15 protein-coding genes are annotated in these 21,138 nt (G+C 72.7%); 9 read left to right on the top strand and 6 right to left on the bottom strand.

Going from position 1 to position 21,138, the window contains the following annotated elements; translation table 11 throughout:
* The coding region (locus tag DY240_RS18820; protein ID WP_158602907.1) for a S8 family serine peptidase at positions 1 to 3,066 on the bottom strand (3,066 nt) is incomplete at its 3' end.
* 101 nt (positions 3,067 to 3,167) lie between these two features.
* Here DY240_RS18820 and DY240_RS18815 point away from each other — a divergent pair.
* The 9 genes from DY240_RS18815 to DY240_RS18775 all read left to right on the top strand — a co-directional run bounded on the left by DY240_RS18815 (position 3,168) and on the right by DY240_RS18775 (position 15,023).
* Positions 3,168 to 4,172: a helix-turn-helix domain-containing protein gene (locus DY240_RS18815; protein ID WP_158602906.1), complete on the top strand. Its 1,005-nt coding sequence runs from the start codon at positions 3,168 to 3,170 to the stop codon at positions 4,170 to 4,172.
* Positions 4,173 to 4,188: 16 nt separating this feature from the next.
* A complete protein-coding gene (locus DY240_RS18810; protein ID WP_119661370.1) occupies positions 4,189 to 4,866 on the top strand; it encodes a D-lyxose/D-mannose family sugar isomerase in 678 nt (225 codons plus the stop codon).
* Positions 4,867 to 4,920: 54 nt separating this feature from the next.
* Positions 4,921 to 6,006 (top strand): GNAT family N-acetyltransferase, encoded by a 1,086-nt coding sequence (locus tag DY240_RS18805; protein WP_119661369.1) that lies wholly within the window; start codon positions 4,921 to 4,923, stop codon positions 6,004 to 6,006.
* 133 nt (positions 6,007 to 6,139) lie between these two features.
* Positions 6,140 to 8,302 carry an MMPL family transporter gene (locus DY240_RS18800; protein WP_119661380.1) on the top strand — a complete coding sequence of 721 codons (2,163 nt, stop codon included), beginning with the start codon at positions 6,140 to 6,142 and terminating at the stop codon, positions 8,300 to 8,302.
* A gap of 625 nt (positions 8,303 to 8,927) precedes the next feature.
* Positions 8,928 to 9,938 carry a LacI family DNA-binding transcriptional regulator gene (locus DY240_RS18795; RefSeq protein WP_199701763.1) on the top strand — a complete coding sequence of 337 codons (1,011 nt, stop codon included), beginning with the start codon at positions 8,928 to 8,930 and terminating at the stop codon, positions 9,936 to 9,938.
* Positions 9,939 to 10,022: 84 nt separating this feature from the next.
* Positions 10,023 to 11,678, top strand: a complete 1,656-nt coding sequence (locus DY240_RS18790) for a glycoside hydrolase family 13 protein (protein ID WP_119661379.1) — start codon at positions 10,023 to 10,025, stop codon at positions 11,676 to 11,678.
* A 46-nt stretch (positions 11,679 to 11,724) separates the two neighbouring features.
* Positions 11,725 to 13,122: an ABC transporter substrate-binding protein gene (locus DY240_RS18785; protein ID WP_119661378.1), complete on the top strand. Its 1,398-nt coding sequence runs from the start codon at positions 11,725 to 11,727 to the stop codon at positions 13,120 to 13,122.
* 36 nt (positions 13,123 to 13,158) lie between these two features.
* Entirely contained in the window at positions 13,159 to 14,046 is an 888-nt protein-coding gene (locus DY240_RS18780) for a carbohydrate ABC transporter permease (protein ID WP_199701760.1), read from the top strand.
* Complete coding sequence (locus DY240_RS18775; RefSeq protein ID WP_199701754.1) at positions 14,043 to 15,023, top strand: carbohydrate ABC transporter permease; 981 nt, start codon at positions 14,043 to 14,045, stop codon at positions 15,021 to 15,023. The genes DY240_RS18780 and DY240_RS18775 overlap by 4 nt, the downstream gene beginning before the upstream one ends.
* 133 nt (positions 15,024 to 15,156) lie before the next feature.
* Here DY240_RS18775 and DY240_RS18770 read toward each other — a convergent pair whose 3' ends face one another.
* The 5 genes from DY240_RS18770 to DY240_RS18750 are packed head-to-tail and all read right to left on the bottom strand — an operon-like array spanning position 15,157 to position 21,130.
* Positions 15,157 to 16,044: an ROK family protein gene (locus tag DY240_RS18770; RefSeq protein ID WP_199701752.1), complete on the bottom strand. Its 888-nt coding sequence runs from the start codon at positions 16,042 to 16,044 to the stop codon at positions 15,157 to 15,159.
* Positions 16,041 to 17,501, bottom strand: a complete 1,461-nt coding sequence (locus tag DY240_RS18765) for an argininosuccinate lyase (RefSeq protein ID WP_119661367.1) — start codon at positions 17,499 to 17,501, stop codon at positions 16,041 to 16,043. Before DY240_RS18765 ends, DY240_RS18770 begins: the two co-directional genes overlap by 4 nt.
* Entirely contained in the window at positions 17,494 to 18,300 is an 807-nt protein-coding gene (locus DY240_RS18760; protein ID WP_119661366.1) for a creatininase family protein, read from the bottom strand. Before DY240_RS18760 ends, DY240_RS18765 begins: the two co-directional genes overlap by 8 nt.
* Positions 18,288 to 20,063 carry an ABC transporter permease gene (locus tag DY240_RS18755; RefSeq protein WP_119661374.1) on the bottom strand — a complete coding sequence of 592 codons (1,776 nt, stop codon included), beginning with the start codon at positions 20,061 to 20,063 and terminating at the stop codon, positions 18,288 to 18,290. The genes DY240_RS18760 and DY240_RS18755 overlap by 13 nt, the downstream gene beginning before the upstream one ends.
* A complete protein-coding gene (locus DY240_RS18750) occupies positions 20,060 to 21,130 on the bottom strand; it encodes an ABC transporter ATP-binding protein (protein WP_119661365.1) in 1,071 nt (356 codons plus the stop codon). The genes DY240_RS18755 and DY240_RS18750 overlap by 4 nt, the downstream gene beginning before the upstream one ends.
* Between the last annotated feature and the right edge of the window lie 8 nt (positions 21,131 to 21,138).

The raw sequence follows: 21,138 nt of genomic DNA, 5'->3' as shown, positions 1-21,138 counted from the left end.
GGCGCCGGCGTCGGCCGCCGCCGCGGCCGCGGGGTCGAGCGGGCCGCCGTCGTCGGGTACGATCGCGCGCCGCAGCGGCGCGCCGGGCAGCGTCGCGAGGGTGTCACGCTGCTGCTCGAACGACGTGTTGCGCTCGGCCAGCTCGAACGATGCCGGCGCCGTCCCGACGTTGGTGACGGTGACGGTCGCCGTGCGCGTGCCGCCGACCTCGACCGTCTCCTCGACGACGGCGCTGCTCACTTCCAGCTCCCCGGTGCCGAGCTCGAAGTCGGCCCGGGTGACCGCACCCGGCTCGACGGTGACCGTGCGCCGCTGCGTGCCGTGCTGGCCGAGGTCGTGCTCGGCGGTGAGCTCGTGGTCGCCGGAGCCGGGGACGAACGTCGAGTAGAACCCGCCGCCGAGCTCCGGGTCGGCCGGGGTGGCCGTCGTGGTGGCCGTGACGGAGCCGTCGTCGCTGGTCACCGTGGCGCCGTCGAGCGCCGCGCCGGTGCGGTCGTCACGCACCTGGCCCAGCACGATGCCACCCTCGACCGGCTCGCAGGTCCGCGCGCCCAGCAGCACGTCGTCGAGCTGCCACCAGCCGTTGTTCGCGATGTCGTTGCGGTAGTGGAAGCGCACGCGCACGTCGTCACGCCCGGCGGCCTCCGGCAGCGGCACCTGCTCCTGCCGCGGGCCGCGCGAGTGCGCCGTCCGCCGCCAGACGTTCTGCCAGGTCGCGCCGCCGTCGACGGAGACGTCGGCCTCGGCGACCCCGCGCGAGAGCAGCAGGTCGGTCCGGAACGACAACACCGGCGCGGCGACCGCGCTGAGGTCCGCCGGCGCGGAGGCCAGCACTCCGTCCTCCAGCAGCTGCCCGGACGCGCTGTCGATGCTGGCGAAGCCGCCGTCGCCACCGGTGAGGTTGCCGCGCCCGCCGGTGTCGCCCGTCTCCCACCCGTTGCCCCTGGTCGTCTGCACCGCCCAGCCGGCCGGCAGGCCGTCGTCGAACGAGGCGAACGCCCCGGTGTGGGCCGGCGCGTAGCCGGGCGCCAGGCATTCCGTCGTCTCCACCGTGGCGGCGAAGTCCGCGGTCAGGTCGTCGTCGCCGACCTCGACGACGCGGCTGGACGTGGCGTAGCCCTCGGCCTGCGGGCGGACCGTGAGCGTGTAGGCCGTCGTCGCCGGCAGCTCGACCTCGTAGCGGCCGGTCGCGGGGTCGGTCCAGACCGTGCCGTGCGGGTAGCCGGCGATGCTGATGCCGGCGTAGAGCGGCCAGCCCTGGCCGGGGCGGTCGGTGACGGTGCCGCTGACGGTCACCGACGGCAACCTGGTGAGGCCGACGTCCAGCGTCGTCGTGGCGCCCTCGGCGACGGTGACGCCGGCGGAGCCGCCGGGGGCATAGCCGTACGCCGTCGCCGTCAGCTCGTAGGCCCCGGCGACCAGCGTCATGTCGTACCGGCCGTCCGGGCCGGTCACCGTCGTGCGCTGGTAGCCGTCGCTGCTCGCGCGCAGCAGGACGCCGGGCACCGGCTCGCCGGACTCGTCGTCGGTGACCACGCCCGAGAGCAGCCCGGTGGCGCCGATCGGCGACGCCGTCACGGCCGCGTACGCGTCCAGGCGGCCCTCGCCGAAGGCGTTGTTGCGTTCCTCGGTGCCGCCGCACTCCTCGTTCGGCGTGTCGACGGCGGTGGTGCCGAGCAGTTCCCGGGTGCCGTCGATGTCGCCGATCAGCGACGGCGCCGCCGACCACATGAGCGCGACGGTCGCCGTCACGTGCGGCGCCGCCATCGAGGTGCCGTTGGCCGTTCCGTAGGCGCTGCCGGGGACGCTGGACCGGACGGCCACGCCGGGCGCGGCGATGTCCGGGCGGATCCGGTCGTTCGGACCGGGGCCGCGGCTGGAGAACGGCGCGATCAGGTTCGCCGGATCGTGCGCGCCGACGGCGTACGCGCCGGGCGAGTCGGCCGGCGAGCCGACGGTCGTGCAGCCGTTCGCGCCGTCGTTGCCGCTGGAGAACACCGCGAACACGCCGGCGGCGTTCCACGCGTCGACGATCTGGTCGTAGAACGGGTCGGCGAACCCGAGGGTGTCGGCGCCCCACGAGTTGTTGACGACGTGCGGGCGCAGGTCGGTGCGCGGGTTGCGGCCCGACGCGTCGGTGGGCGCCAGCGTCCACTGGCCGGAGGCGACCAGCGACGTGATCGAGCAGGCCACCTGGGCGGTCGCCTCGCAGCCCTTGGCGGCGATCCAGCGGGCGCCGGGTGCGACGCCGATAGCGGTACCGCCGGCGTCGCCGCCGGCCATGGTGCCCATCGTGTGGGTGCCGTGGCCCTGGTTGTCGCACGGTGCGCTGCTCGGGCAGATGTGCGCGGGGTCGTACCAGTGGTAGTCGTGCGTGACGGTGCCGTCGGCGTTCATGCCGCGGTAGCTCGCCGCCAGCGCCGGGTGGTCGAACTGGACGCCGGTGTCGATGTTCGCGATGACCAGGCCCTCGCCGCGGACGTCGACGTCGGTCCAGACGCGGTCGGCGTGGACGGCGGCGACGCCCCACTCCGGCGCGGCGGCCTGGACCGCGGGGGCGTCCTCGGCGGGCAGCAGCTCGGGCACCTCGTACTGGGCCACCTCGAGCACCTGGTCGACGCCGGGCTGCGCCGCCACCCGGCGGGCGATCTCCTCCGTGGCGTCGCGGACCAGGATCGCGTTGGCGATCCAGTACGCCTCGTAGTCGGCGCCGGCCGCGTCGAGCTCCGCGCGGGTGGCGCGCTGGCTCTCCTCGGCGGTCTCCATCAGGGCGGTGACGACCGCCTCGCCGCGCTCGTCCCAGTCGTCGACGCGCGCGGCCGCGGCCAGGTCGGCGCGGTCCTCGAAGGCGATCATGACGTCGGTCGTCCCGCCGGCCGCGAGCGTGTGCTGGACGTCGTCCTCGACCTTCGCCGCCCACGCCTCCGCGGCGTCGCCCGATGCGGCGTCGCCCGCTGCGGTGGCGGCGCTGCCAGCGGTGGGCTCGGCGGCCGTCGCCGCGCCGATCGCCGTCAGGGAGCTCAGAAGCAGGGCCGCGGACGTGAGGGCGGCGACTCGGGTGCGCACGGGCATGCTCGGCCTTCCGACGACCATCTGGCATGGATTGCCGGTTATGGTCCGCGATGCCGGAACCGGGTGTCCAGGCGCTACTGTGGCCAGCTATGGCCATGGACAGAACTGGCCCGGCGGCCGACGGCGAGGCCGTCCCGCTGGGCGCGCTCGGCCTCGGAGCGGTCGAGGATCGCACCTACCGGACGCTGCTGCGGCTGCCCGGGTCGACCACCGCCGAGATCGCCGAGAGCCTCGAGATCCCCCGGCACCGGGCCCGCCGCGCCCTCGCCGTCCTGGAGCACGCCGGCCTGGTCAGCCGGTCCCCCGGTGCCGTCGCCCGGTTCCTGCCCGCCGCTCCCGACGTCGGCCTGGAAGCCCTGGTGCGCGACAAGGAGGCCGAGCTCGGCCGCATCCGGACGCTCGGCGCGCTGCTCATGGACGACTACCGGGAGGGCCTGAAGGCCGAGCGCACCGAGCTGTGCGAGATCGTCACCGGCTCCGAGGCGGTGCTGCGCCGCTTCGACCAGCTGCAACGGTCGGCGACCAGCGAGATCCAGGTGCTCGACACCCCGCCCTACTCCGGCCCGCGGGGTCCCCGGTCCAACGACCTGGAGTTCGAGATCCTGGCCCGCGGCGTCACCTGCAAGGCGATCTACGACCGCGCCGCGCTGGAGCGGTCGCCGCTCGCGGCCGACGCGATCCTGCGCTACGTCCAGGCCGGCGAGCAGGCCAGGGTCACGTCGCGGCTGCCGCTGAAGCTGGCGACGTTCGACCGCAAGCTGGCGTTCGTCCCGCAGTCGCTGAACCAGCGCGACGTCTCCGGCGCCATCGTCGTGCACCCCTGCTCGCTGCTGGACGTCCTGCTGTACGTGTTCGACGAGCTGTGGGAGCGCGCGACGCCGCTCACCGCGCCGAGCGAGCCGGACACCGTCGTCCCCGGGCCGGACGACCGGCGGCTGCTGGCTCTGCTGGCCAGCGGCATGAAGGACCAGGCCATCGCCAACCACCTCGACTGGAGCTACCGCACGACCCGGCGGCGGATCGCCGCACTGCTGGAGGAGCTGGGCGCGGAGACCCGGTTCCAGGCGGGGCTCGCCGCCGCCCGTCGCGGCTGGCTCTAGGCCTAGACTGCGGCGGGTGAAGAGGTCCACGATCGACGCCGCCATCGACGGCGCCCGCTCGCTGGCGGCGGAGGCCGGCATGCCGCTGCCCGGCTTCGCCGCGTGGACCCGCGCCGACTGGCTCGCGGCGGCGCCGACGCCGGCCGCCCGGCCGGCGCTGGAACGCGGTCTGGGCTGGGACGTCACCGACTTCGGCCGCGGCGACTTCGACCGCGTCGGGCTGGTGCTGTGCACGCTGCGCAACGGCACGCTGGCCGAGCGCGACGCCGGGGCGGGTCAGACGTACGCGGAGAAGTTCCTGGTCGCGCAGGACGGCCAGGAGACGCCGATGCACCTGCACCGGCGCAAGACCGAGGACATCATCAACCGCGGCGGCGCGGCGCTGGTCGTCGAGCTGCGGCCGGAGTCCGGCGACGGCGACGTCGTCACGCTGGTCGACGGGTTCGAGCGCGCCGTCCGGCCAGGTGCGCCGGTGCGGCTCGACCCGGGCCAGAGCATCCAGGTGCCGGCCGGCGTCTTCCACCGGTTCTGGGCCGACGGCGGCGTCGTGCTGGCCGGCGAGGTGTCGGCGGTGAACGACGACGTCGACGACAACCTGTTCCTCGACCCGTCGCCGCGCTATCCGTCCGTCGACGAGGACGCGCCGGCGCGGTACCTGCTGGTCAGCGAGTACGCGGAGGTCCTGGCCGGCTGAGACGGCGGAAAATGCGGTGCGGCGCCGGCGGCCGGCGGGCTAGCGTGCCCGGTCATGAGCACCGACACCGCCGTCGGCATCGAGGAGCTGGCGATCCCGGCCTCGATGGACGCGCCCGGCGCCGCCGACTTCGCCGAGATGGTCGACGTCCGTAACGCCATCGAGACCCACCTCATGGGCACCGACGTGCTCAACTACTCCGCCCGCGAGCTGCTGCCGGTCTACCAGGTGCAGCACCACGAGCCGATCCGGCTGTTCGTCGCGCGCGTCGAGGGCCGCATCGTCGGGCGCGGCATCCTGTCGTGGTCGGCGGCCGAGGACGCCACCGCGTCGTGGCTCGAGGTGGAGGTGCTGCCGGAGTTCCGGCGCCGCGGCGTCGGCACGGCGCTCTACGACCACCTCGCCGCCATCGCTCTGGCGTCCGGCCGGCCGACATTGCAGGCCGAAGCCATCCACACCCGGCCCGAGACCGGCGAACGCATCGAGCCGCCGACGGGGTTCGGCTGGCTCTCCGCCGACGACCCCGGAGTCCGGTTCCTGCGACGTCGCGGATATCAGCTCGAGCAGGTGGCGCGCATCAGCGGGCTGCCGCTGCCGGTCGACGCCGCGCTGCTCGCCGCGAAGCGCGACGCCGCCCAGTCCGCGGCCGGCCCCGGCTACCGCGTCGTCTCCTGGGTGGGCGCCACCCCGCCCGAGTGGGTCGGCGACGTCGCGACGCTGAAGACGCGCATGAGCACCGATGCCCCCAGCGCCGGCCTGGACATGTCCGAGGAGAAGTGGGACGCCGCCCGCGTGGCCGACTGGGACCGTCAGCTCGCCGACAGCGGACGCGAGCGCCTCACCGTCGCCGCCGAGCACGTCCCCAGCGGACGGCTGGCCGGTTTCAACGAGCTCTACCTGCCCGCCGACCGCTCCCGGCCGGTCACGCAGGAGGACACGCTGGTCCTCGCCGAGCACCGCGGCCGCCGGCTCGGCATGCTCCTCAAGGTGGCCAACCTGCAGCGGCTGGCCGAGGTGAGCCCGTCGTCGCCCATGGTCACCACGTTCAACGCCGAGGAGAACCGGCACATGCTCGACGTCAACGAGGCGGTCGGGTTCGTGCCGATCGGCTACGAGGGCGCCTGGAAACTCACGTCCTGACGGCGGCGCACGAGCGTGGCCGTCGAAAATATCCGGTTCGCGCCCGGCCCTCAACGGCGCAGTCGGGCCTAGACTCGTGCGGGTCTGGGACTCCGACGGGGGGCCGGCTCCGGCCGGTCGAGGAGTGATGGCCATGGCCGAGACCACACGAGAGCGCGACACCATGCCGCCGGCCGGCGGGACGCGGCGGAGACTGGGGTCGTACGTCTGCGGCCGCCGCAGCAAGTGGATCGTCCTGGTCTTCTGGCTGATCGTGCTGGCCGTGGCGTTCCCGCTGTCGGCGAAGCTGACCGGAGCGCAGGAGAACGACACCGCGTCCTGGCTGCCCGGCTCCGCGGAGTCGACACGGGTGTTCGAAGTGCAGCAGGAGGCCTTCCAGACCGGGGAGGAGCTGCCCGCGATCGTCGTCTACGAGCGGACGGACGGCATCACCCCGCAGGACCAGGAGAAGGCGGCCGCCGACGCCCGGGCGTTCGCCGGCGTCGAGCACGTCAGCGGCGACGTCGTCGGGCCGATACCGTCCGAGGACGGCGAGGCGCTGCAGGTCATCGTCCCGGTCGACCCGGGCGACGGCGGCTGGTTCGCGCTCGGCGACGCCGTCGACGCGATGAACGAGATCGTCGGCGGCGGACCCGGTGGGCTGGACGCGTACGTCGCGGGACCCGCCGGCGTCTCGGCCGACTTCGCCGACGCGTTCGAGGGTATCGACGGCACGCTGCTGTACGCGGCGATGGGCGTGGTCATCGTCATCCTGCTGTTCTCCTACCGCAGCCCGGTGCTGTGGATCATCCCGGTCTTCTCGGCCTTCACCGCGCTCACCGCCGCCCAGGCCGTCGTGTACCTGCTGGCGGAGTACGCCGACGTCACCGTCAACGGGCAGACCGCCGGCATCCTGCTGGTGCTGGTGTTCGGCGCGAGCACCGACTACGCGCTGTTGCTGATCGCGCGCTACCGCGAGGAGCTGCGCCGGCACGAGGACCGGCACGAGGCCATGGCGTTCGCGCTGCACCGCGCCGGCCCGGCGATCGTCGCCAGCGCCGCCACCGTCGCCGTCGGCATGCTGTGCCTGCTGGCCGCGGAGATGAACTCGACCCGCGGCATGGGGCCCGTGCTGGCGATCGGTGTCGTCATCGGCGTGACCGCGATGCTGACGCTGCTGCCCGCGCTGCTGGTGGTGACCGGCCGGTGGGTGTTCTGGCCGCTCAAGCCCCGGTACGGGTCCGCCGAGCCGACGGAGCGCGGGTTCTGGGCGCGGATGGGGCGCGGGATCGCCCGCCGGCCGCGGACGGTGTGGATCGGGACGTCGCTGGCGCTCGGCGCACTGGCGCTCGGGCTGCTGGGGCTGAACACCGGCGTCATCCAGAACCGGGACGCGTTCGTCGACACGCCCGCGTCGATCACCGGAGAGGAAGCGCTGGCCCGGCACTTCCCGGCCGGCACCGGCAGCCCTGTGATCGTCATCGCCGACGCCCCGGCGGCCGGCGACGTGCGGCAGGCGTTCGAGGACACCGAGGGCATCGCCGAGGTGACCGACCCGGTACCGCTGGACGACCTCGTCTACCTGGAGGGCACGCTCGAGGCGGCCCCGGACAGCCCGCAGGCGCAGGACACCGTCGAGGCGGTCCGCGACAGCGTGCACGCCGTCCCCGACGCGAACGCGCTGGTCGGCGGCAACACCGCGGTCGCGCTGGACGCGCAGAACGCGGCGGCCCGCGACAGCCTGGTGATCATGCCGCTGGTGCTGGCGGCGGTGTTCGTGATCCTCATGATCCTGCTGCGGGCGTTCGTCGCGCCCCTGGTCCTGATCGCGACGGTGGTGCTGTCGTTCGCCGCCGCGCTCGGGCTGAGCGCGCTGATCTTCGAGCATCTTCTCGGCTTCGCCGGCGTCGACACCGCGTTCCCGCTGTTCGTCTTCGTGTTCCTCGTCGCGCTGGGGATCGACTACAACATCTTCCTGATGACCCGCGTCCACGAGGAGGCGAAGCAGCACGGCACCCGGCGGGGCGCGCTCATCGGCCTCGCCGCGACCGGCGGCGTCATCACCTCCGCCGGACTGGTGCTGGCCGGGACGTTCGCCGTGTTGGCGACGCTGCCGGTGGTGGCGTTCGCGGAGATCGGGATCGCGGTGGCGCTCGGCGTGCTGCTGGACACCATGATCGTGCGCTCGATCCTCGTGACGTCGCTCAACCTCGACCTCGGGCGGTTCATGTGGTGGCCGAGCGCGCTGTCGAAGGGTCCCGAGCCGTCCGCGTCCGCCGTCGCCGACGAGCCGGAGGAGGAGCCCGCCGTTCGCTGACCCGGTGGTTGGCGTGGGCCGGGCGGACGTTCGTCGGGATTGTGGCGTGGGCCGTCCCCCTGCTGCCCATTCTCTTAGCCGCGCAACCGCGCCTCAAGCGGACTATGGGGCGCTTCGCGCGACGATGACCGCTTGACCCACGGCTGCGCGGCCAAGAACGGGCAGCTATCAGGGGACGGGGCGGGTCTGGGCACGACTCGGGTTCGCGGCCGTGGTCGCGGCTCCGCCGTTGCGGTGATCATGAACGATCGCGGACATCACGAGGATTACCCGAGCCTCAACACGCTTACAACCGTGTTGGGGCTCGGGTAATCCTGGTGCGGGCCCCAGAATCACGGTGAAATCTCACCAGGTGGACGCTCCACGACAGCAAACCCACACCGCAACCGGCCCAACGGCCCGGCCCCGTCGCCACACTGCCCCCGTCCCCCTGATAGCTGCCCGTTCTTAGGCCGGGTGCGTGCGGGTCAAGCGGTCCGCATCGGCGCGAAGCGCCTCCCTCGGTCCGCTTGAGGCGCGCGTGCGCGGCTTAAGAGAATGGGCAGCAGGGGGACGGCCGACGCCCCCGAATCTCACCAACACCTCATGCAAACTTCTTGCGCAATCCTGTCGTATGCTTTCGCCCATGGCTGGACGACTGACTGAGGTGGCCGCAAAGGTCGGCGTGAGCGAGGCGACCGTGAGCCGGGTGCTCAACGGCCGGCCGGGGGTGTCCGAGGCGACGCGCGAGGCGGTGCTGACGGCGCTGGACGTGCTCGGGTACGAGCGGCCGACGAAGCTGCGCGGCGAGCGGGCCCGGCTGGTCGGGCTGGTCCTGCCTGAGCTGCAGAACCCCATTTTCCCCGCGTTCGCCGACGTCGTGGGCGGGTCGCTGGCGCAGCAGGGACTGACGCCGGTGCTGTGCACGCAGACCGTCGGCGGGGTGTCGGAGGCCGACTACATCGAGCTGCTGTTCCAGCAGCGGGTGTCGGGGGTGCTGTTCGCCGGCGGTCTGTACAGCGGCCGCAACGGCGCGCACGACCACTATGCCCGGCTCATCGAGCGCAAGCTGCCCACCGTCATGGTCAACGCGGGCATCGACGAGCTGCCGTTCCCGCGGGTGTCCTGCGACGATGCCGTGGCGACGGAGCAGGCCATGGGCCATTTGCTGTCGCTCGGGCACACCAGGATCGGCCTCATTCTCGGCCCGCCCGACCACGTCCCGTCGCAGCGTAAACTCGCCGCCGCGCACGCGCGGCTGGCCGCCGCGGGCCTTAAGATCCCCGACGACCACGTCGAGAACGCGATGCACTCGCTCGAGGGCGGCCAGGCCGCCGCCAGCCGCCTCCTGCGCCGCGGCGTCACCGCCGTCATCTGCGCCAGCGACCCCATGGCCCTCGGCGCCATTCGCGCCGCCAAACGCGCCGGCCTGCGCGTTCCGCACGACTTCTCCGTCGTCGGCTACGACGACTCTGCGCTGATGAACTGCACCGAGCCGCCGCTCACGACGGTCCGCCAGCCGATCGAGGCGATGGGCAAGGCCTCGGTCGACCTCCTGGTCGGCCTCATCAACGGCCACCGGGTCGAGTCCGACGAGCTGCTCTTCGAGCCGGAGCTGGTGGTTCGCGGCTCGACGGCTCCGCCGCCACGCGAGTGAGGCAGCCGTCGTGACCTAATCGTGTTCCTTCAATTTGTTGTCGAAGTCTTGCGTGACGATATCGCCGTCGTTAACGTGACCGCCATGAATCAGCGACGCCTCGACGACGACGCCTGGTGGCGCAGCGCCGTCATCTACCAGGTCTACGTGCGCAGCTTCGCCGACGGGAACGGCGACGGCACCGGCGATCTGGCCGGCGTCAGGGCGAAGCTTCGCTACCTCGCCGAGCTGGGCGTCGACGCGCTCTGGTTCAGCCCCTGGTACCCCTCGCCGATGGCCGACGGCGGTTACGACGTCGCCGACTACCGGGACATCGACCCCGCGTACGGCACCCTCGAGCAGGCCGAGCGGCTGATCGCCGAGGCCAAGGAGCTGGGCCTGCGCACCATCGTCGACATCGTCCCCAACCACGTGTCCGACCGGCACCCCTGGTTCCAGGCCGCACTCGACTCCCCGCCCGGGTCGCCGGCCCGGCAGCGGTTCTGGTTCCGGCCGGGCCGCGGCGACGGCGGCGCCGAACCGCCGAACGACTGGAACTCGATCTTCGGCGGCTCGGCCTGGACCCGCACCAAGAACGCCGACGGCACGCCCGGCGAGTGGTACCTGCACCTGTTCGCGCCGGAGCAGCCCGACCTCAACTGGACCCACCCGCTGGTGTGGCACGAGCACGAGCAGATCCTGCGGTTCTGGTTCGACCGCGGCGCCGCCGGCGTCCGCATCGACTCCGCCGGGCTGCTGGCCAAGCATGCCGACCTGCCCGACCTCGACCCCGACCACGAGCCGGGTCAGCACGTGCACACCGACCGCGACGAGGTGCACGACATCTACCGCAGCTGGCGCCGGCTGGCCGACAGCTACGCCGAGCCGCGCGCGCTCATCGGCGAGATCTGGCTGCCCGACCTCGAGCGTCTGGCCCGGTACCTGCGCCCGGGCGAGCTGCACACCGTCTTCAACTTCGACTTCCTGGCCTGCCCGTGGGAGCCGGACCGCCTGCGCGCCAGCATCGAGCAGAGCCTGCACTTCCACGAGCGGGTCGGCGCGCCGGCCACCTGGGTGCTGTCCAACCACGACGTCACCCGCCCCGTCACGCGCTACGGCCGCGCGGACACGTCGTTCGCGTTCGCCACCAAGCGGGCCGGCACGGCCTCCGACCTCGCCCTCGGGCTGCGCCGCGCCAGGGCCGCCGCGCTGCTCATGTTCGCGCTGCCCGGCTCGGCCTACGTCTACCAGGGCGAGGAGCTGGGCCTGCCGGAGGTCGAGGACATCGAGCCCGGCCGCATCCAGGACCCCATGTACTTCCGCTCCGGCGGCGTCGACCCCGGCCGCGACGGCTCCCGGGTCCCGGTCCCGTGGAGCGGCTCCGAGCCGCCGTACGGGTTCAGCCCGGACGGCGCGACCGGCGAGCCGTGGCTGCCACAGCCGGGGACCTGGGCCGGCCTCACGGTCGAGGCGCAGGACGGCGACCCGGCCTCGACACTCACCCTGTACCGGGCCGCACTGCGGATCCGCCGCACCGAGCCGTCGCTCGGCGACGGCCCGCTGACCTGGCTGGACGCGCCGGCCGACGTCCTCGCCTTCCGCCGCGACGACGTCGCCTGCGTCGTCAACCTGTCGGCGGATCCCGTCGCCCTGCCCGCGCACGAGGAGGTCCTGCTCGCCAGCGCGGACCTCGAGGACGGCCGGCTCGGCTCCGACGCCGCCGTCTGGCTACGCCTGCCCACCGACACCCCCGAGCAGTGACCCCGACAACGCCGCAACGCAGCGGCACCAAGGGATGGAGCACGAGATGAGCACACGCAGACACCTGGGCGCCGTGGCCGCGGCGGTGATGGCGCTGAGCCTGGTGGCGGCCTGCGGGTCCGACGACGATCCCGCGGCCGACGGCGGCAACGGGCAGGACGGCGGCAGCGGCGACGAGCAGGTCACCATCAGCGTGAGCAACCTGCCGCCGGCGACGGAGTCGGCCACCCGCGAGGCGTTCCTCGCCCGCGTCGAGGAGTTCGAGGCGGCCCACCCGAACATCACCATCGAGCCCAGCGAGTACGAGTGGGACGTGACGACGTTCGCGGCCCAGCTCGCCGGCGGGACGCTGCCGACGACGTTCGAGTTCCCGTTCACCGACGGCCAGGCGCTGATCGCGCGCGGCCAGCTGGCCGACATCACCGCCGAGGTGCAGGAGCTCCCCTACGCCGACGACTTCAACCCCAGCGTCCTCGAGGTCGCCCAGGACGACAGCGGCAACATCTTCGCCGTCCCGACCGCCGCGTACGGCATGGGCCTGCACTACAACCGGTCCATGTTCGAGCAGGCCGGCCTCGACCCGGACCAGCCGCCCACCACGTGGGACGAGGTCCGCGAGTACGCCGACGCGATCGCCGAGGCCACCGGCCAGGCCGGCTTCGCCCAGATGAGCCAGAACAACACCGGCGGCTGGATCCTCACCACGCTCACCTACGCGCTGGGCGGCCGCATGGAGGAGGGCACCGGCGACGACGTCACCGCCACGCTGGACAACGAGGGCACCCGGCAGGCGCTGGAACTGCTGCGCCAGATGCGCTGGGAGGACGATTCGATGGGCGACAACTTCCTGTTCGACTGGGGCACCATCAACCAGGCGTTCGCCGCGGGCCAGGTCGGCATGTACATCGGCGGCTCGGACGTCTACAACAGCCTCGTCACGGAGAACAGCATCGACCCCAGCACCTACGGGCTCACGGTGCTCCCGCTGGAGGGCGACGACGCGGGCGTGCTGGGCGGCGGGACGATCGTCGGGGTCCGGCCCGACGCCAGCGAGGCCGAGCGCGACGCCGCCGTCAAGTGGATCGACTTCTTCTACATGAGCAAGCTGACCCAGGAGGAGGCCGCGCTGGCAGACGCCGAGGCGCTGGTCGCGACGGACGCCCCGCTGGGCACGCCGGCGCTGCCCATCTTCGGCGCCGAGCAGCTGGCGGAGTCCGACGCCTGGGTGGCCGACCTGGTGAACGTGCCGCTGGAGCAGATGATGTCGTTCAAGGAGAACATCCTGGACCAGCCGCTGGTGCCCGAGCCGCCGGTGCGTGCCCAGGACCTCTACGCCGAGCTCGACGCCGTCGTGCAGGCGGTGCTGACCGACGAGAACGCCGACATCGACGCTCTACTCGAGACGGCGAACACCAACGTCAGCGCACTGGTCGAGGCCGGCTGACACTCCGTCCACGGCGCCGTCGATGGGAGAACCGAGGTGAACGCGACCATCCGCTGGGTCCGCGGCGGCGGGCTGAGCACGTTGCTGCTCCTGCTGCCGCTGCTGCTGGTGTTCGGCTACTTCGCCTGGTTCCCCATCGGCCGCGCCGTGGTCATGAGCTTCCAGGAGACCAACCTGGTCACCGACCCGGCCTGGGTCGGCCTGGACAACTTCCGGCAGGTCCTCGAGGACCCGCTGTTCTGGACGTCGGTGCGCAACACCCTCTACTTCACCGGGCTGGCGCTGCTGTTCGGCTACCCCGTGCCGCTCGTGCTCGCCGTCGTCATGAGCGAGCTGCGCCGCGGCAAGGGCCTCTACAGTGCGCTGGCGTACCTGCCGGTCGTCGTGCCGCCGGTGGTCGCGGTGCTGCTGTGGCGGTTCTTCTACGACGCCAGCCAGACCGGCGTCTTCAACACCATCCTCGGCTGGGTGGGACTGGGCCCGTTCAGCTGGATCCAGGAGGCGTCGTCGGCGATGCCGTCGCTGGTGCTGCAGGCGACGTGGGCCAACGCCGGCGCGACGGTGCTCATCTACCTGGCCGCGCTGACCGGCGTGCGCGGCGACCTCTACGACGCCGCGGAGGTCGACGGCGCGGGGCTGTGGCGCAAGGTCTGGCACGTAACGCTGCCGCAGTTGCGCGGCGTGCTGCTGATCACGTTGATCCTGCAGGTCATCGCCACGTTCCAGGTGTTCACCGAGCCGTACCTGATGACCAACGGCGGCCCGCAGAACGCTACCGTCACCGTGCTGCTGCAGATCTACAACTACGCGTTCCGGTTCGGCGACTACGGCGCGGCGACGGCGTTGTCGGTGCTGCTGGCGCTGTTCCTGGCGGTCATGTCCGCCGTCTACTTCCGGCTCACCCGGTCCTGGAGCACGACATGAGCGACACGGTGAAGGACGAGGTGCGGGTGACGACGCCCGCCCCGGCGGCGCCCGTACCGGCCCCGGCGCCACGTCCGCGGCGGCGCGGACCGGACACCGCCGGCGAGCGCGGCATCCTGTCGGAGTTCGACTGGGGCCGGGCCGGCACGCGATGGGGCATGCGCGTCGCCCAGGGGCTGGTGCTGGTGCTGCTCGCCGTCGCGAGCCTCGGCCCCATCCTGTGGCTGGCCCGGGCGTCGGTCAGCACCACGCAGGACACCCTGCGCACGCCGATGGCGTTCTGGCCCAGCGGCATCGACTGGGCGAACCTGTCGACCGCCTGGAACCAGGCGCAGATCAGCCACTACTTCACCAACACGGTGTGGGTGGCGCTGGGATCCTGGTTCGTGCAGTTGCTCGTCGCGACGACCGGCGGTTACGTGCTCGCGGTGCTGCGGCCGAGGTACGCACCCGTGGTGACGGCGGCCGTGCTGGCCACGCTGTTCATCCCCGGGGTGGTCGTGCTGGTGCCGCTGTTCCTGACCGTCCTCGACCTGCCGGTGGTGAACGCGTCGCTGCTGAACACCTACTGGGCGGTGTGGCTGCCGGCCGGCGCCAACGCGTTCAACGTCCTGCTGGTCAAGCGGTTCATGGACGGCCTGCCGCGCGACGTGTACGAGGCGGCCCGCATGGACGGCGCCGGACCGTTGCGGATGCTGTGGTCGGTAGTGCTGCCGATGTCGAAGCCGATCCTCGGCGTCGTGTCGATCTTCGCCTTCCTCAACGCGTGGAAGGACTTCCTGTGGCCGCAGATCGTGCTGCCCGAGCCCACGCTCCAGCCGCTGTCGGTGCGCCTGCCGCTGATCCGCGACACCGTCGAGCTGGACGTCTTCCTGGCCGCGCTGCTCATCTCGATGGCGCTGCCGATCGTCATCTTCCTCGTGTTCCAGCGCCTGTTCCTGCGCGGCGCCGGCCTCGGCGGCGCGGTGAAGGGCTGATCATCGACCATCGCGTGCACGCGGAGTTGATCATGGAGGAATCGGGGTTCCAGCGCGCTGGGAACCCCGATTTCTCCATGATCATCGGCGCTCTGCGGGAACGGGCGGCAACGCCGCCACGGGACCGGCGTTGTCAGCGCGGCACGGCGTCGGCGGCCAGCGTCACCGCGCCGACGAGCGGCGCCTCGTCGGCGAACGCCGACACCACGACATCGGGCGCGAAGACCAGGTGCGAGCGCAGCCGCTCCGTCACCCGTGACACGATCCGCTCGCTGCCGGTCAGGCCGCCGAACAGCACCACGCGCTGCGGGTCCAGCAGCAGGCACATCGCGATGACGGCCCGCGTCAGGGAGTCGATGCGCCGGTCGGCCAGGTCGCTCAGCTCCGGATCCGCGTCCGCGAGCAGGGCCGGGGCGCCCCCGGTCAGGCCGTGCGCCGCGGCCAGGTCGTCGAGGACGCGGCCGCCGAAGACGGCCTCCAGGTGCGCTTCGTCGGGATGCAGCAGGCCGGAGCCGACCAGCGTGTAGCCGATCTCGCCGGCCGCGCCGTGGAAGCCGGGCACGACCTGTCCCCCGACGGTGACCGCGGCGGCGACGCCCGTGCCCAGGCCGAGCACCAGCCCAGGATCGGCCGTGCGCAGACTGCCGTGCCGCGTCTCCGCCAGCGCCGCCGCGTTGACGTCGTTCCACACCGGCACGGGGATGTCGCCGAGCCGGTCGCGCAGCGCGTCGGCCAGCCGCAGCTCACCCCACCCGGGGACGTTCGGGGCGAGGTCGATGCCGTCGGGCCGCACCACGCCGGGCGTCGCCACGCCGGCGGCCAGCACCGGCCGGCCGGAGTCGGAGACGAGCTTCTCGGCCGCGTCCAGCGCCCGCGACAAGGCGCGTTCGGCGCCGTCGCCGGCGTTGGTGGGGAGCCGGTGGCGCGCGACGATGGTGCCGTCGGGTTCGGCGAGCGCCAGCGCCATCTTGGTGCCGCCGAAGTCGATGCCGAGCAGGTGTCCGGAGGTGGGAACGCTCACGCGGCGATCCGCTCCCGCACCACGTCGTCGAGCCGCACGGCCGCCGCGTCGAGCCGCAACCGGAACCCGCTCACGTGCTCGGCCGACGCCGCCACGCTCTCGCGCAGCCGCGCGACCTGACGGCGCACCTGCGCCGAGCCGGGACCGTCGGCCTGGGCGCGATGGAGCACCCGGGCGGGGTCGTTGGCGGCGGCGATCAGCTCCTTGGCCGCCTCCTCGGTGACACCGGACAGGCCGAGCTCCGCGGCGACCGCGAGCACCGTGGCCGTCGTCCACTGGTCCGGCGGTCCCTCCCGCAGCAGCCGCCCGACCACGGAGTGCGCGGCCCGGAACGGCACGCCCGACGCGGTCAGCGTGTCGGTGGCGGCGGTGGTGGTGGCGCCGGTCGCCACGATCTCGGCCGCCGCCGGCGGCGAGAGCGGCTCGACCCGCGCCAGGAGCCCGCCGAGCAGGCGGAAGAACCGCGTCGCCCGGTCGTTGCTCTCCCACAGCCGGGCCTGCACGTCCGTCGTCGCGTTGTTGGAGTCCTCCCACCACGCGGCGCCGACGTTGTTGAGCACCGAGGCGGCGTCGGCCGCGGTGGCGCCGGCCATCGACACCAGGTGCTCGAACACGACGGGGTTGCGCTTCTGCGGCATGATGCTGCTGCCCTGGGTGAACTCCGGCGGCGTCGACAGCCACTGCCAGCTCAGCCAGTCCATCAGCGTCCGGACGAACCGGGCGCCGGTGGCCAGCACCTGCGCGTTGAGCGTGGCCACCCGCACGAGGTAGTCGGCGCCGGCCACCGCCTCGTAGGAGTTCACGATCAGCCCGTCGAAGCCGAGCAGCTCGGCGACCCGCGCCGGGCTGATGTCGAGGTCGGTGCCGGCGAAGGCGCACGACCCCAGCGGCGACACGTTGACCTCGTCGATCAGTGCCGTATAAGCACGCGCGTGGCCGGCCAGCGCCTCGGCGTAGCCGGCCAGCACGTGGCCGACGGTGGTGGGCTGGGCCGGTCGGCGGTGCGTGTAGCCGATGACGACGACGTCGGCGTAGCGGTCCGCGGCGTCGAGCAGCACGCCGGCGGTCGTCAGCACCTCGTCGAGCACGGCCGCGAGCTGGCCGCGCAGGATCATCCGGAAGATCCCCTGGTCGAGATCGTTGCGGCTGCGGGCCAGCTGCACGTCGAGCTCGGCGGTGCCGATGCCGGCGGCCGCGGCCAGCCGCTTCTCCATCGTGAAGTAGACGTCCTCGACCGACCCGTCGTAGGTCAGCGCGGCGGGGTCGTCGGAGCGCATCGCCTCGAGCCCGCGCAGCAGCGTCGCGGCCCGCTCGGCGGGGATCAGGCCCTGCTCGGCGAGCATGACCACGTGGGCCCGGCTCGCCTCGACCATGGGGCCGTACAGCATGGGCGCGTGGTGCTCGAACGCCACCCGCAGGTGGTTCTCCTGATAGACGGTCAGGGCCTGGTCAGCCATCGGCCTCTCCTGTGACGGGGTGTGGATCGGTCCCGGGCGCGTCGGGCAGCGGCGCGGCGAGCCAGGCGTCGACCAGCTCGCGCAGCCGCCGCTCCCCCAGCTCGCGCACGCGCGGGCCGGCACCGTCGGCGACCAGCGACACGTGCCCGGACCACCCCTCCCACGGGGTGGGCCGCGACTCGACGAGGACATACGGACTCGGGGTGGGCAGCTTCGGCCGCGGCGGCAGGTCGCGGGCCGCGGCCAGGTCGACGGCGTCGGGGGCGAAGCCGAGGACGCCGCTGGTCTCGTAGGCGCCGCCGTGGCCGCGCGAGGGCAGCGCACCGAACAGCTCGGTGGTCTCCTCCGGCGTGATGAGCTGGAACCAGTTGGCCAGCAGCAGGCTGCATCGCCGCCGTCCCGACACCCACTCCATCGCGGCGCGGACGATCGACATGTTGGCGTCGTGGCCGTTGACGACCAGCACGCGGACGAAACCGGCGGCCACGATGCCCTCGAGGACGTCGCACAGGTACGAGAGCGCGACCTCGGGCCGGACGCCGATGGTGCCGGGCCACGGCCGGGTCTGTCCCGGCACGGCCGTGTAGGCGACGGCCGGGTAGAGCACGCCGCGCGGCGCGCCGGAGGTCTCCGCCCACGCCCGGGCGAACCCCTCGGCCAGCAGCAGGTCGGTGCCCAGCGGCAGGTGCGGGCCGTGCCACTCGAACGCCCCGACCGGCAGCACGGCGAAGTCGGCCTCCGCCACCACCCCGGGCCAGGCGGCGCCGGTGACCCGGGTCGCGTCGATCAGCCCGCCCACTGCGTCGCCTCCCGGGCCGAGCGGGACGACCGGCCGTTCTCGAGCCGGCCGCTGACGAGCATGACGACGAAGATCAGCACGACCTGCAGCATGCCGTACGCGGCCGCCGTGCCCATCTCGAAGCGGTACATGCTGTTGTTGATGGCGACGGAGATGGGCTCGGTCTGCGAGGTGTAGATCAGCACCGACGCGACGAACTCCCCCACGCCGTGCACGAACGCCAGCAGCGCGCCGGCCACCACGCCGGGCAGCACCAGCCGCACCGTCACCGTCAGGAACGCCCGCGGCCACGACGCGCCCAGGTTGCGGGCCGCCTCCTCCAGCGCCGGGTCGGTCTGCGCGAGCGCGGCGGACGTCGAGCGGAACACCATCGGCAGGAACCGGACGAAGTAGGCCAGCGGCATGATCCAGAACGTGGCCACCAGCACCTGCCCGAAGCTGAACGCGTTGCCGGTGCTGAACGCCGCGATGAGGTTGATGGCCACGACGGTGCCCGGCAGCGCCCACGCGAGCATGACGCCGATGTCGAGCAGCGAGCGGCCGACGAAGCGCAGCCGGCGCACCGCGTAGGCGATGAGGACGCCGACGACGATGATGCCGGCGGTCGCCACCGCGCTGATCGTCACCGAGTTCATGATCGGTTCGAAGGCGCGGGGGTCGTTGAAGATCGTGCGGAAGTTCTCCGTCGTGTACTCCGACGGGATCACCTGCGTGGTCCACGAGCCGTCGCGCGAGAACGCCACCAGTGCGATGGTCGCGACGGGCGCCAACAGCACGGCGACGCCCAGCAGCGACCCGAGCATGGCGAGCCACCGGCCCAGGGGGTTGGTGACCTCGCGCCGGTGGCTGGCGATGCCCTTGGACTGCGATCGGTAGCTGCGCCGGCCCTCGTACCACCGCATGGCCAGCAGGAACAGGATCGACACCACACCCAGCACCGAGGCGTAGGTGGAGGCCAGTGGCATGTCGCCGTTGGTGCGGTTGATGTAGATCTGCATGGTCATGGTCTGGTCGACGCCGAACAGCAGCGGCGCGGTGTACGACGCCAGCGACGTCATGAACACCAGCAGCGCGCCGGACACCATGGCCGGGGTCAGCATCGGCAGCAGCACCGTGCGCCAGACCCGCAGCCGCGAGGCGCCGAGGTTGTACGCCGCCTCCTCGATGGACGGGTCCAGCCCGCGCAGGGCGGCCGACGCGGCCAGGTAGAAGAACGGGTACATCGTGAACGTGTGGACCACCAGGACGCCGGCGATCCCGCTGACCGCCAGCACCGGTTCCTCGGTCCCGAACAGCCGCTGAAGCGCCCGCGGCAGGATGCCGGTCTCGCTGTAGAGCAGCTGGAACGAGATGGCGCCGATGAGCGGCGGCAGCGCGGCCGGCACCAGGATGATCGCCTCGATCAGCCCGCGGCCGGGGAACTGGAAGCGGCGCAGCAGGAACGCCATCGCCACCCCGACCACGCCGCACAGCACGACGCTCGCGACGGAGATGAGGATCGAGTTGATCAGCGACTGCCGGGCCACGCCGCCGGCGCTGAAGAAGCCCGCGTAGTTGTCGCCGGCGTTCTCGGCGACGCTCTCGGAGAACGTCGCCAGCATCGGCTGGACGATGTAGCCCCAGAGCACCAGCGCCAGCGGCAGCACCAGGATGTAAGGGAACCACCGCGACCCGGTGACGGCACCGCTGCGCAGCCGCCGCGCCGAGGCGGCGGCGGGCGTCTCGGCCGCGGTGACGGCGTCCGGCTCGGTCTGGACGCTCACGGCCGCACCACCCACAGATGCTCCGGCGGCAGCACGACACCGACGGTGTCGCCGCTGCTCAGACCGGCGGGCAGCTGAACGGCGGCGACGTGCAGCGGGGTGCCGGCGAGGTCGACCGAGACGTGGGTCGACATGCCGGTGAACTCGGTCTCGACGACCGTCGCGCGCAGGGCGCCGGCGGCGTCGGGCCCGGTGAGCCGGACGTGCTCGGGACGCACCGACACCAGGGCGGTGGCGGTCTCGCCCAGGCCGTGCCCCTCCGGCGCTGCGGCCCGGAGGGTGACACCGTCGGGACCCGCGACGTCGACGTGCTCCGGCCCGGCCCCGACGACCGGGAGCGAGAGCACGTTGCTGCGGCCGATGAACGTCGCGACGAACCTGTTGGCCGGGCGCCGGTAGATCTCCTCGGGCGCGCCGACCTGCTGCACCGTGCCGCCGCTCATGACGGCGATGCGGTCGGACATCGCCATCGCCTCGGCCTGGTCGTGGGTGACGTAGATGGAGGTGGTGCTGGCCTCGCGCTGGATGCGGCGGATCTCCAGCCGGGTCTCCTCGCGCAGCTTGGCGTCGAGGTTGGACAGCGGCTCGTCGAGCAGCAGCGTGCGCGGCCGGATCACCAGCGCCCGGGCCAGCGCCACCCGCTGCTGCTGCCCGCCGGACAGCTGGTCGATGCGGCGCGACCCGTACCCGGCCAGGTGCACCTGCTCCAGGGCCTCGTCGATGCGCCGCTTGGCCTCCGTGCCGCGTACCTTGCGGGTCCTGAGCCCATACCCGACGTTCTGCGCCACGCTGAGATGCGGGAACAGCGCGTAGTTCTGGAAGACCATGCCGGTGTCGCGCTTGTTCGGCGCCTGCCGGGTGACGTCGTCGGACCCGAAGAAGATCCGTCCCGACGAGGGGAAGTAGAACCCCGCGACCATCCGGAGCGTCGTCGTCTTCCCGCAGCCGCTGGGCCCCAGCAGCGTGAAGAACTCCCCGTCCCGGATGGTCAGGTCGACCTTGTCGACCGCGGGATCGCCGGAGCGGGCGAACACCTTGCTCACCGCATCGAGCCGGACCTCGACCATGTTCCACC

Origin of the sequence: Jiangella rhizosphaerae (assembly GCF_003579925.1) — a bacterium.
Taxonomy (GTDB): Bacteria; Actinomycetota; Actinomycetes; order Jiangellales; family Jiangellaceae; genus Jiangella; species Jiangella rhizosphaerae.
The sequence above is the reverse complement of the archived record's forward strand: the minus strand, read 5'-3'. Positions and strand labels throughout refer to the sequence as shown.

Excerpts from the sequence above, each read along its gene's own strand:
- DY240_RS18750 (WP_119661365.1), bottom strand. The coding sequence starts at position 21,130 with ATGGTCGAGGTCCGGCTCGATGCGGTGAGCAAGGTGTTCGCCCGCTCC.
- DY240_RS18765 (WP_119661367.1), bottom strand. The coding sequence starts at position 17,501 with ATGGCTGACCAGGCCCTGACCGTCTATCAGGAGAACCACCTGCGGGTG.
- DY240_RS18815 (WP_158602906.1), top strand. The coding sequence starts at position 3,168 with ATGGACAGAACTGGCCCGGCGGCCGACGGCGAGGCCGTCCCGCTGGGC.
- DY240_RS18785 (WP_119661378.1), top strand. The coding sequence starts at position 11,725 with ATGAGCACACGCAGACACCTGGGCGCCGTGGCCGCGGCGGTGATGGCG.
- DY240_RS18775 (WP_199701754.1), top strand. The coding sequence starts at position 14,043 with ATGAGCGACACGGTGAAGGACGAGGTGCGGGTGACGACGCCCGCCCCG.
- DY240_RS18805 (WP_119661369.1), top strand. The coding sequence starts at position 4,921 with ATGAGCACCGACACCGCCGTCGGCATCGAGGAGCTGGCGATCCCGGCC.
- DY240_RS18795 (WP_199701763.1), top strand. The coding sequence starts at position 8,928 with ATGGCTGGACGACTGACTGAGGTGGCCGCAAAGGTCGGCGTGAGCGAG.
- DY240_RS18800 (WP_119661380.1), top strand. The coding sequence starts at position 6,140 with ATGGCCGAGACCACACGAGAGCGCGACACCATGCCGCCGGCCGGCGGG.
- DY240_RS18790 (WP_119661379.1), top strand. The coding sequence starts at position 10,023 with ATGAATCAGCGACGCCTCGACGACGACGCCTGGTGGCGCAGCGCCGTC.